Source organism: Natrinema versiforme JCM 10478 (assembly GCF_000337195.1).
Taxonomy (GTDB): domain Archaea; phylum Halobacteriota; class Halobacteria; order Halobacteriales; family Natrialbaceae; genus Natrinema; species Natrinema versiforme.
Genome location: NZ_AOID01000017.1, coordinates 1 through 11,116, shown reverse-complemented (window position 1 = coordinate 11,116; position 11,116 = coordinate 1). Strand labels below are relative to the sequence as shown.

The 11,116-nt window shown below is 65.3% G+C and carries 9 protein-coding genes and 1 pseudogene; 3 read left to right on the top strand and 7 right to left on the bottom strand.

The window, feature by feature from the left end; genetic code table 11:
• Positions 1-8 precede the first annotated feature (8 nt).
• On the bottom strand, positions 9-197 hold the full coding sequence (locus C489_RS21500) for a hypothetical protein (protein WP_006430144.1): 189 nt from the start codon (positions 195-197) through the stop codon (positions 9-11).
• Positions 198-380: 183 nt separating this feature from the next.
• Positions 381-1,616, bottom strand: coding sequence for a Cdc6/Cdc18 family protein (locus C489_RS05340; protein ID WP_006430143.1), 1,236 nt, complete (start codon positions 1,614-1,616; stop codon positions 381-383).
• An 896-nt stretch (positions 1,617-2,512) separates the two neighbouring features.
• On the opposite strand from C489_RS05340, the gene C489_RS05335 reads away from it, so the two are divergent.
• Complete coding sequence (locus C489_RS05335; protein WP_006430142.1) at positions 2,513-3,280, top strand: RNA methyltransferase; 768 nt, start codon at positions 2,513-2,515, stop codon at positions 3,278-3,280.
• A 96-nt stretch (positions 3,281-3,376) separates the two neighbouring features.
• Complete coding sequence (locus tag C489_RS05330; protein ID WP_049890637.1) at positions 3,377-4,411, top strand: hypothetical protein; 1,035 nt, start codon at positions 3,377-3,379, stop codon at positions 4,409-4,411.
• A 64-nt stretch (positions 4,412-4,475) separates the two neighbouring features.
• On the opposite strand, the gene C489_RS05325 is transcribed toward C489_RS05330, so the two are convergent.
• A complete protein-coding gene (locus C489_RS05325) occupies positions 4,476-5,141 on the bottom strand; it encodes an HTH domain-containing protein (protein WP_006430140.1) in 666 nt (221 codons plus the stop codon).
• Positions 5,142-5,300: 159 nt separating this feature from the next.
• Positions 5,301-6,251 (bottom strand): DMT family transporter, encoded by a 951-nt coding sequence (locus C489_RS05320; protein ID WP_006430139.1) that lies wholly within the window; start codon positions 6,249-6,251, stop codon positions 5,301-5,303.
• Positions 6,252-6,431: 180 nt separating this feature from the next.
• Between C489_RS05320 and C489_RS05315 the strand changes: the two genes are divergently transcribed.
• Positions 6,432-6,914 carry an Lrp/AsnC family transcriptional regulator gene (locus C489_RS05315; RefSeq protein WP_006430138.1) on the top strand — a complete coding sequence of 161 codons (483 nt, stop codon included), beginning with the start codon at positions 6,432-6,434 and terminating at the stop codon, positions 6,912-6,914.
• Between the two features lie 23 nt (positions 6,915-6,937).
• Here the strand turns inward: C489_RS05315 and gatE are convergent, their stop codons facing one another.
• The 3 genes and pseudogenes from gatE to btuC form a co-directional block, all read right to left on the bottom strand.
• Positions 6,938-8,806 (bottom strand): Glu-tRNA(Gln) amidotransferase subunit GatE, encoded by a 1,869-nt coding sequence (gene gatE / locus C489_RS05310; RefSeq protein ID WP_006430137.1) that lies wholly within the window; start codon positions 8,804-8,806, stop codon positions 6,938-6,940.
• Between the two features lie 65 nt (positions 8,807-8,871).
• Positions 8,872-10,095 (bottom strand): annotated as a pseudogene (locus C489_RS05305) (ATP-binding cassette domain-containing protein); the annotation flags it as partial.
• A 110-nt stretch (positions 10,096-10,205) separates the two neighbouring features.
• Positions 10,206-11,116 (bottom strand): vitamin B12 ABC transporter permease BtuC (btuC, locus tag C489_RS05300; protein WP_006430135.1); only part of this gene is annotated, 911 nt, incomplete at its 5' end.

The following is an 11,116-nucleotide window of genomic DNA, read 5'->3' as shown; positions in this document are numbered from 1 at the left end:
TCGCGCCATCAGAGATGTGTATAAGAGACAGCCGCAACCGCGTCCCCGGTCGTGATGTCCCTGTCCTGTAGGCCGCCCGCGAACGAATCCGTCGCGGACCAGAGCTGTGAAAACGTCATCGGCTCCTCGCAGGCCACCGCCGTCTCACCCGGCGTCTCCATCGCTACCGATTGTAGCTCTTTCACGAAGTTCGACATTAGGTTATAGTTCTCTATTGGATTAGTGAGTTATAAAATTTCACTCTGTCAAATATATCTGTACATATATATTATCTCATAGAGCAGGTCCGTTCGATCTGAGACGGTCTTCGGAACGACCGGGCAGAAACACAACAGGGGAGAAGAACCGGAAAGAGCGGTCGGCAGGCCGGAATCGAACCGTCAGTCTTCGTTCTCGTCCTCGAGGACGGCCAGCCGGGAGTCCCGTAAGAGCACCTTCCTGACGATCGAGGGGTTCTCGAGCAAGCGATGCTTCGCGTGTGCGCCGCGGCCGCGACCGCGGCCCTCGCGTTCGGACTGGATCACGTTGAGGAAGTTCTGTTCCTGGAGGATCTCTTGGACTCGCCGTTCGGAAAGCACGTCGAAATCGAGCCGGTTGGCGACTTCCTTGTACTGGTTGTAGATGATCTTCGTCGGGAACTCCTTTTCCGAACTGTTCTCGGTCAACAGCGTCAGCGAGTAGAGAATTGCCTTGGCCTGCTGTGGCGAGCCCTCGATCAACTCGTTGAATCGGTCGGCCTCGGTCTTTTCCTTGGCGTCGCGCACGTGGTCCGCCGTGACCCGCGTGTCGTTTCGCTTCTTCGCGATGCGGCCCGCGTTCCGGAGGATGTCGATCGCCTTGCGTGCGTCGCCGTGTTCCTGAGCCGCAAGCGCCGCCGTGAGGGGAATCACGTCGTCGGAGAGCACCCCGTCGTGGAAGGCGTCACGGCGCTTCTCGAGAATTTCGACGAGTTGGTTGGCGTCGTACGGCGAGAAGACGAGTTCGTCCCGCGAGAGGCTCGATTTGACCCGCTCGGAGAGGTGATCGGGGAAGTCGATCTTGTTCGAGATGCCGATGATACCGATACTCGAGTCCGAGATGCGCCGGTTCTCGCCGGCCCGGGAGAGTTTGCGGAGGACCTCGTCGTCCTCGAGCATATCGATCTCGTCTAAGATGACGATGGTGACGTCGGTACAGTGGTCGACGGCCTGCCAGAGGCGCTTGTAGTAGTCGCCGGTGCCGAGGCCGCGGTCGGGAACGGTCACCCCGCTCGCGTCGGGTTCGTTGACGATCTGGGCGATCGTCTTGACGATGGACGCCTCGGTGTTCTGCTCGCCGCAGTCGATGAAGGCGTACTTGACCGTGATATCGTCGTGGCCGGCCTCGGTGATCACTCGCTGTGTCACCGACCGCGAGATGAGCGACTTGCCGGTGCCGGTCTTGCCGAAGATGAACAGGTGGTTGGGCTCGCTCCCGAAAATCGCCGGATTCAGGGCGTCCGCAACCCGTTGCATCTGCTCGTCGCGACCGACGATCCGATCCGGACCGGGCAGGTGCGTGATCTCGAGCAGGCGCTCGTCGGCGAAGACCGGATCGTCGTACCGAAAGAGCGGGTCTCGATCGTCGTTGGCGGACATTGCAGTACCCGCCTCCTTCCAACTGGATTAAAATAAAGATGTGGGGATCGATCGCGGGTGTAAACCGCCCGTCTCAGCGACTCGAGTGAGGGACAACGGCGGCGTAACCGATACGCAGCCCCGCCGCCTCCCTCGCGCTTCTAACCGGCAATCGGGACGAGATCGGAGACGGACACCCCCGTCGCGCATGTAATTATCGCGGTGCGCGGCTCCTAATTGGTCTAAAACCGGTGTTCTCGGGAACAGTTCCCCGTGGTGTGAACGACGGTGGCTGCCCGCGAGTCCAACGAGAGTCGACTCGAGAACGGAGCGAGCGAGCGATCCGCCGATCCCGCGGGGGACACCCACCCCCGTCGCGTTTGTAACGGCGAGAGGGTGGGGGTTGGCGCGATGTATCCCGGAATATTCAGCAATTGATGCCGGTTTCCAGACGATCTTACAACCGCGACAACGGTGTGTTCCAAAACAGTACCCCCACACATTAGTCGCCTTACAAACGCGACGGGGGTGTGTCCCTCTCCCACGTATCGCTCAGCGATCACGACTCGAGCAATACCGTCGATAGTACGGCACAGGTTCCTTCTAACAGGAGTTACGTGTTCTCCATTTCGTTCACCTATTGACCGATAGATAATAACATCTAGGAACTAGTTACTAGTACTCTCTAGTACGGAAACAAAGACAGTATAGAGAGAGTAAGTGAGATATAGCCTAGCACGAACAGTCGGTGAATCGAGAAGCGAACGCGCTCCTTTTTGCGTTCCCGCTCGGTACTCCGGCTATGAACACACATCGTCGGGTCATCGCCGGTGACCGTCAGCACCGTCTTCACGATCGGTACCAAACCGGGACTGACCGCTCGAATACGAACGTCAAATCCACCGCATTACCGAGCAATGAATGACGAGTCGTCCGATACCGAGCGTCCCGTGAGTCGAACCCCGCCGGCCGTCGCCGTCGTCGACGCCCAGTCGCCCGGCAACGTCGGGACGATCGCCCGCGCGATGAAGAACTTCGGTTTCGAGAACCTCCTGCTCGTCGACCCGCCGGAACTCGATCCCGACGGCGAGGCCTACGGCTATGCGGGCCACGCTCGAGAGGATATTCTCCCGAACGCCGAGGAAGTCAGTTTCGACCACCTCGCCGAGAACTACCACACGATCGGCTGTACGGCGGTGACCAACGAGGACGACCGCGGCCATATCCGATTTCCCTACTCGACGCCCGCCGATCTGGCCGACCGACTGCCGACCGTCGACGCGCCGACCGCGCTCGTCTTCGGCCGCGAACGCGTCGGCCTGACGAACGAGGAACTCTCGCGGATCGATGAGATCTGCTCGATTCCGGCAAATGCCGAGTATCCCGTCCTCAATCTCGGGCAGGCCGCGACGATCACGCTCTACGAACTCCGCGGGCTCGCCCTCGCGGACGACGACACGCAGTTGCCCGACCTCGAGCGGGTCCGCGCCCCCGAGCCCACCGTCGATCGGCTCTACGACCAGTGGGCGGCACTCCTCGAGGAAATCAACCGCCCCGAGGAGAAGCGGGACAAGACGATGCGGATGCTCCGACGGGTGTTCGGCCGGGCCGATTTGACCGAGCGCGAAGCGAACACGCTGCTGGGACTCCTCCGCCGGGCGACCGAACGCCCGGCCGAGGACTGACCGCAACCGCGGACCGTCCGACACCTGTCAATCTCCTCAAAACAGCCGCGCTCGCGGCCAGTACAGTAATACGGCCACAGTGACCACCACCACTGAATGACTGACCTTCACCGACGGAAAGCACTGGGTCTGCTGGGCGGCGGGATGGCGCTTCTCGCCGGTTGCTCGGAAGCGTCCGACGATACCGGCAACGGAGCGACCGACGAAGACGACGGCTCGAACGAGCCGATCGACGGCGATCTCCCAACGTACGCCTCGATGCTGCCGACGAACGATCGCTCGGCCTACTTCTACGGCGCGATCGATGTCGGAACGATGACCACCCTGCTCGAGGACGAGGGTGCCGAGGCGGGCGAAGAGCCGACCGATCCGCTCGTCGGGAATCCGGTCGTCGTCGCGCTGCTCTGTTCGTTCGCGATTCAGCAACTCAGTTCCTCGGCCGGCCGCGACGCCTACCTCGACAACAACGAAACGCCCGACGGCGAGGAGCAGTTCGTCTACGCCGACGGCGTGTACGCGTTCGTCGGCTCGTACGATCGCGACGGCCTCGCGACCGACCTCGAGAGCGCGAGCTACACCGTCACGGCCGAGACGGACGCGTACGCGGTCTACACCAACGACGGGAGCGACGAGGTGGTCGGCGTCGCGGACGATGTCTACGCCTACTCGTATCCGAACGGCAGCGACGCCGACTTCGATCCGGTCGCGGCCGTCGAGCGAACGGTCGCGACGGCGGCCGGCGACCAGGAGCCGAAACACGAGGGCGACGCGAAATTCGAGCGATTGCTCCGGGCCGGCGAGAACGGCGGGATCGCGTGCTGTCTGTACACCGACAGCGACGAATTCGCCCCGGAGACCCTCTCGGACGACCAGGCGACCGACGAGGAGAGTCTGCAGTTCGAGTTCGGGGCCCTCGACGGGGCATTCGGTATCCACCAGCAACTCGTGGTGACGGGTACCGACGCGGCCGCGACCGCGAGCGCCGTCGTCACCTACAGCAGCGAGGCCAGCGTCGACGAAGCACGCCTCGAGTCGGCGCTCGGCACACAGGCGGAAACCGTCGACTTCGTCACGACCGGATCGTCGGTCGAAATCGACGCCGAGTACGGCGGGCAGTTCGCTCGAGAGTAGCCCCGGAAGAATAACTGCGGAGTCCTACACTCCGCAGGGTTGTCTTTCGCACACCGACAAACGTCTACCGCGATTCGGCGATCGACTCCTCGCGATTCTGTTCCGGCCGCTCTGCCTGTGACTCGTATCGCCCGGTTTCGGTGACGGTTCCGGCCCACCCGCAGTCCCCGCAGGTAAACAGCCCCTGCCCGTCGATCAGGGACCCGCCGCAGTCGGGGCAGGTGCTCGAGGTCGCCGACTCGAGTCCCTCGACCGTCTCGTCGACGGAACCGAACGGCGTCGGGATCTCGCCGGTTCGAAGCGTCGCGATCGCCTCGTCAGTGGTGTAGGTCTCCTCGGTGCCCTCGTCGGAGTGGGGGAAGACGCCGACCAGTTCGTCGCCGGCGTAGAGCTCGAGACACACAAGCGGCGTCACGAGTAGCTCGCGGGTCGTCCCGGTGACCTGCGAGGTCGTCGAGCGCTCTCGGAACGGCGGGCAAACCGTCACGCCTCGCTCGTCGGCCCACCGCACGAATCGCTCGTAATTCGCGAGGACTTCCTGATGGGGACTCTCCTCGGACAGCGCGACCTCCTTCGGCCAACTCCGGAGCAGCAGGTCGTCGATCGCCCCTTCGGACTCGCAGGCCTGTAGGGTCTCGATTTGCCGGTCAACCGGCTCGAGCAGTAGCGGCGCGCGCACGTGACAGACTGCGGTAAGTGCCGCCGAGTCGGTGTCTTTCGTTTCAGTCATCGGTCACGTGAGTCGGCAATGTGTATCCGCATAAATGTTTTCGACGGCGCAGATATGGAGTGTACCCAGTCGGCGTGACCATCAGGACGAAGCGAAGTCAGCCGAGTAGCGGAAGCGATACCGTCGGCCCCAGTTTGACCAGAACCCGCCGGTCCGCGATCACGATGTCGCGGTCGAGTGCCCCTCGAGCGCCGAGCGGAGGAGGGACCGAAGCGCGGTGCGTTTGATGACGACGAAGCCCGCGAGGATCGTCAGCAGGCCGACGAGCGTGAGCGAGTCGACGAGATAGCCTAAGGTGACCCAGCTCACGCCCATCGCGACTACCGGCTCGGCGTAGCTGACGAGGACGACCTGCGTCGCCCCGGTCCGCTCGAGCAGTTCGAAGTAGAGGAAGAACGCGAACGCGCCGGAGACGAGGGTCAGGTAGCCAAAGGAGAGCAGCATCTCGCGGGTCAGCTCGACCGACGCGACCGACTCACCGCGGAGGATCGACCAGCCCAGCAGGACGCCGGCACCGATGAGCATCGCCCACGCCTGCAGCGTCTCGATCGGCAGCGCCGAATCGAGCGGCCGAACGAGCACGCCCCCGAGCGCGAACGCGACGGCGGAGCCGAACACCAAGACGGCACCGACGGCGATGTTGCTTTCGAGCCCGACCGAGGTGGGCTGGACGACGGCGATCACGCCGACCAGTCCGAGTACGAAGCCCGCGACGCCGGCGGGTGCCAGCCGCTCCTCCGGGAGCAAGACGCTCGCGAACGCCGCCGTCAGTATCGGGGCCGTGCTGACGATGGTCGCCGCTACCGCTCCCGAGACGTACAACTCGCCGAGATACAGCAGACCGTGATAGAGTGCGATAACGAAGACGCCGGCGATGGCGACGGCCGCCCACTCCGCTCGACCGACCGGTCGGAGCCGATCGCTCGCCACGGCCGCGTATCCGAAGACGATCGCGCCCGCGATTGCGTACCGAGCGCCGGCGAACAGCAGCGGCGGGACGTACTCGAGGCCGATCTCGATCGCGACGAACGAACTCCCCCAACAGAGTGCCAGTATCGAAAAGAGCACCGCTTCGCGGTACCCGTCTGGCACTGAACGCAACAGTGTCATACTCCCTTCGAAACTGATGGCTGTATTTAGATCCTTCTACGAGAGTCCGCGGTCTGCCGAATTGAGAACCACACATATGGATGTGTTTCGAATACCACTCTACAGCCGACATATATATTGTAGAAACCTCCAATTACATCGGTCGACGAACATATGTGTGCCGCGGTCGTACCCGCTGCTATGGACGACCGCGACGTGCGCCTGCTCAAGGCGATCGCCGAACGCGAGACGGGGAGTCCCGAACGGCTCCACGAGGCGACCGGCATCCCGATCTCGACGATCCACTACCGGCTCAACAACCTCCGCGAGGAGGGGATCATCGCAAACGACCGCTACGATATCGACCTCGAGGCACTCGGACTCGGCGTCACCGTCCTGGTCGAGATCCACGCCGACTATCAGGACTCCTACGAGGAGTTCGCGGACCGGCTGCTGACCGTCGAGGGCGTCACGAATGTCTACTTCACGATGGGCGAGACGGATTTCATCGTCATCGCCCGGCTCAGCGATAGCGGAATGGTCGAGCGGCTGATCGCGGAGTTCGAGCAACTCGAGGGCGTCGAGCGAACCGACTCGACGTTCGTCATCTCGGCGGTCGAGGAACGCGACGCGCTCCAGAGCTACGAACTAGAGACGCTGCTCGAGGAACTCACCGACGAATAACGAGAATAATCCCGGACGCGGCGTTACGTTCGCTTCTGAATCTCCTCGCGCAGGAGTTCGCTCACGAGGTCGCCGTCGGCTTTCCCGCGCAGCGCGCCCATGCACTCACCCATGAGCCCGGAGAAGGCCTGCATGCCCTCCTCTTCGACCTGACTCTCATTTCGTTCGACGACCTCGGCGATCGCCTCCCGGACCTCCTCTTCGTCGGCACCGCCGAGTCCGGCGTCTTCGGCCGCTTCTTCGGCCGTCTGCTCCGGCTCCTCGGCGAGCACCGTGAGCAGGTCCGGCACGCCCTCGTTTGGCAGGTCGCCGTCCTCGACCATGCCGAGGACCCCCTCGAGGTGGTCCCGCGTCAGCGTCTCGACCGGCACGTCGTCCCGGCGCAGTTCGGTCAGCGTCGACTCGAGTGTCGATGCCGCGAGCGTCGGGTCGATGCCGTCGGCAACGACGTCCTCGAACAGCGGCATGTACTCGCCGTAGGCGACCTGCTCGGCCAGCCCCTCGCCGAGGTCGTACTCGTCTTGATAGCGGTCGACCTTCTCGGTCAGCAGTTCGGGCTCGGGAACCTCGCTCGGGTCGGGTTCGACGGGCGGCACGTCCGTCTCGGGGTACATCCGCGCCGCGCCGGGCAGCGGCCGCAGGTATCGCGTCGTCCCGTCGTCGTTCGCGCCGCGGGTCTCCTCGGGAACGCCCTCGAATGCGGTTTCGGCCCGCTCCGCGGCGGCCTCGATGGCCGACTCCGCGATCTCGGTGTCGGCGGCGACGATCGCGACGGCGTCCTCGGAACTGGCACCAACCGCATCTCGCAGAGCCGCAACCTCCTCGTCGGTCACGCCGTAGGCCGGCAGTTCGTCGGTGTGGAAGATTCCGCCCGCGCCGTGGCGCTTCGCGTGGTCCGAGAGTTCGGTGCCGAGCCGCCGGTCGGGGGCGATCTCGCGGCCGACGATGCCGTCGAAACCGTACAGCGGCACCGCCATCACGGAGCCGCCCGAACTGAGCGCGCCGCCGATGACGCCGCTCTCGGTCCCCTCGAAGACCGCGGTCACGTCCTGTACGTCGCCGACGGACGCCTCGCGTGCCGCGAGTTCGTCCCGAATCTCGACGAGTTCGGCCTGCCGGCCGACCTCGTTGCGCACGATGTCGTCGATGTCGTCGAGACTCTGGACGCCCTTGATCTCGACGCGAGCGCCCTCCGCGATGGAGACGTTGACGTCCTGTCGGATCGTCCCCAGTCCGCGCTTGACCTTCCCGGTCGAGCGCAGCAACATGCCGATCCGTTCGGCCGCCTCGAGGGCCTGCTCGGGGCTCGAGATGTCCGGGCTCGTCCCGATTTCGACCAGCGGAATCCCCAACCGATCGAGGCTGTAGCGCACGCCCTCGTCGGTCTCCGCGACGCGCTGGGCGCTCTCCTCCTCGAGCAGCATGTCCTCGATGCCGACGGTGCCGTCGCTGGTCTCGATCTCGCCGTCGGTGGCGATCAGCGACGAGCGCTGGAAGCCCGTCGTGTTCGAACCGTCGACGACGATCTTGCGCATGACGTGGGCCTGATCGACCGGACTCATGTCCATCAGTTGGGCGACCTCGAGGGTCGTCTCGAGGGCTTCCTCGTCGAGCTCGTGGGGTGGTTCGTCGTCTTCCTCAACGAGGCAGGTCGTGTCGTAGGCGAGGTACTCGAACTCGCGTTCGACCTTGCTCTCCTCGACGGCGGCGTCGTCGAGTTCGCCCAGTTCGCTCCGCGTCGGGTGGAGGTAGCGCGTGAAGCTGCGCGTCGACTCCTCAGGCTCGCGAAGCTCGGTCGGACACTGGCAGAACAGCTTCGTCGCCGTGTCGAGTTGCTGGTGGATCTCCAGCCCGGCGACGAGTCCGAGGGACTCGTAATCGTACTCGGTCATTGGCGGCCACTCGGTGGCGGAGGGGTAAAAAACCGTCCAGTCCGGCTCCCCGACGGTCGGTTCCGTTAGTCCTCGGACGGCCCGCTCGAGGACACTGACTGAGTCCATCGCGCGGCCGCTTCGGCGACCGGCTCGAGGACCGTCTCCGGCGTCGCCTCGAGCGCTCGCTCCCCGTTCCGATCCCAGCGCTGGTTCCGGTCGGCAGTATCCCGCATCCTCGGCTCCACGTACGACGAATCAACAGCCACCCGATCCCTGACGACGACGAGCGGCGGCGTCCCGTCGAGTCGCTCGAGGATCTCCTTACCGGCATCGCCGACGCCCGCAGCGACCGCCACATCGGCATCGCGAACCAACCGCTCGGCTTCGGCCCGGTCCGCGGGGGACAGGCCCGTGAACGGCTCGAGTTCGAGCGCGTCGATCCCGAGCGAGCGGGCCGTCTCGGCCGCCACGTCGCCGCTCGTGACCGGGCCGAGGGTCACCTCGATGCCCGCGGCCTCGAGTCGGGCAACGACGCCGGCAGCGGCCGAGCCGGACCCGAATACGTGTACGCGATCCGGAAGCGACGCCGCCCCGTGGTCGGTCGCGAACGCAGTCACCGTCTCGGTCCCCGTCACCGGATTCGGCGTCACGACCGCGTTCGCGTCGAACGAGTCCGCGAGCGCCTCGCTGGTCACTACCGCCGACGGGGGGCCGTCCCGAGCGACCGCGCCGTCGGCGAGCATCACGAGCCGGTCGCAGTAGCGCGCCGCCAGGTCGAGATCGTGGATCGCCGCGACCACGGTCCGGCCCTCATCGACCAGTTCGCGGACCAGTTCGAGGGTCTCGACCTGATGGTTGATATCGAGGCTCGCCGTCGGCTCGTCGAGCAGCATGACCGGCGTCGCCTGTGCGATCGCCCGCGCCAGCACGACCCGCTGGCGCTGGCCGCCGCTGATCTCGTCGATCGGCCGGTCGGCCAAGTCGGCCGTGCGGGTCCGCTCGAGGGCGCGTTCGACCGCGGCGCGATCCTCGGGCGACGGCGAGGAAAACCGCGAGCGGTGGGGATGTCGCCCCATCTCGACGACGTCCCGGACGGGGAACGAAAACGAGAGCGACGTGTCCTGGGGCACGACCGAGACGAGCCGACTCGAGGTCCGCGAGGACGCGCCGTGAACGTCGACGCCGTCGACCGCGACCGTTCCCGAATCGGGCTCGAGTGCCCCGCTGATGAGCCGGAGCAGCGTCGTCTTCCCGGCCCCGTTCGGCCCGACGAAGCCGACGAACTCGCCGGGTTCGATCGTGAGGGAAACGTCCTCGAGGACCGAGAGATCGCCGAACGACAGCGAGCAGCCGTCGACGCTGATCGTCGCCAAGTCGGGGCCGGTGATTCCGTCTCCGGATTCGACGTCGGGTCCGCTCACAGTGATTGCACCTCCCGGCGGGTGAGGAGAAACAGGAAGAACGGCGCGCCGAGCGCGGCCGTGATGATCCCGACCGGGACGACGGCTGGCCCCGCCCGGGCGAGGGTGTCGGTCGCGACGAGGAAGGAGGCCCCCGCGAGCGCGCTGGTCGGCAGCAGGATGCGGTGGTCAGGGCCGACGATCAACCGCATGATGTGCGGGACGACGAGACCAACGAAGCCGATGACGCCCGCGACCGCGACCCCGGCGGCGGTGACGACGCTCGCGAGCGCGAGCAGGAGGAGTTTGGTCCGCTCGACCTCGATCCCGAGGTGATGGGCGTCCTCCTCGCCGAGCAGGAGGACGTTCAGTTCCCGGCGGAACGCACAGAGGATCAGAACGCCGACCAGCGCGATCGGCAGGGCGAACTGCACGTCGCTCCACTGGCTGTTGTTGAGGTGGCCCATCATCCAGAAGACGGCCTCCCTGAGCGAGTCGCCGCTGTGGACGAGCATGTAGGAGATCATCGCGCCGAGAAAGGCCTGGACCGCGACGCCGGCGAGCAACAGCGTCGCGACCGGCGTTCGCCCGCCGTCGGTCGCGATGCCATAGACGAGAAACGCCGTCCCGAGCGCGCCGACGAACGCCGAGAGGTGGAGGCCGCCGAAAGGAATCAGCGCCGGGAACGCGATCGCGGCGACCGCGCCCGCGGCGGCCCCCGACGACACGCCGATGATCGACGGATCGGCGAGCGGGTTCCGAAAGAACCCCTGCATCACCGTCCCCGCGGCGGCGAGTGAGAGCCCGACCGTCGCCGCGAGCGCGATGCGTGGCAGCCGGATGTCCGCGACGATGATCTGACGGGTCGCCGGGATATCGAACGAGAAGACCGCGGCGTACTCGAGTCCCGGAACCGGAACCGAGACCC

Excerpts from the sequence above, each read along its gene's own strand:
- C489_RS05315 (WP_006430138.1), top strand. The coding sequence starts at position 6,432 with ATGGACGACCGCGACGTGCGCCTGCTCAAGGCGATCGCCGAACGCGAG.
- C489_RS05330 (WP_049890637.1), top strand. The coding sequence starts at position 3,377 with ATGACTGACCTTCACCGACGGAAAGCACTGGGTCTGCTGGGCGGCGGG.
- C489_RS05335 (WP_006430142.1), top strand. The coding sequence starts at position 2,513 with ATGAATGACGAGTCGTCCGATACCGAGCGTCCCGTGAGTCGAACCCCG.
- C489_RS05340 (WP_006430143.1), bottom strand. The coding sequence starts at position 1,616 with ATGTCCGCCAACGACGATCGAGACCCGCTCTTTCGGTACGACGATCCG.
- gatE (WP_006430137.1), bottom strand. The coding sequence starts at position 8,806 with ATGACCGAGTACGATTACGAGTCCCTCGGACTCGTCGCCGGGCTGGAG.
- C489_RS05320 (WP_006430139.1), bottom strand. The coding sequence starts at position 6,251 with ATGACACTGTTGCGTTCAGTGCCAGACGGGTACCGCGAAGCGGTGCTC.
- C489_RS05325 (WP_006430140.1), bottom strand. The coding sequence starts at position 5,141 with ATGACTGAAACGAAAGACACCGACTCGGCGGCACTTACCGCAGTCTGT.
- C489_RS21500 (WP_006430144.1), bottom strand. The coding sequence starts at position 197 with ATGTCGAACTTCGTGAAAGAGCTACAATCGGTAGCGATGGAGACGCCG.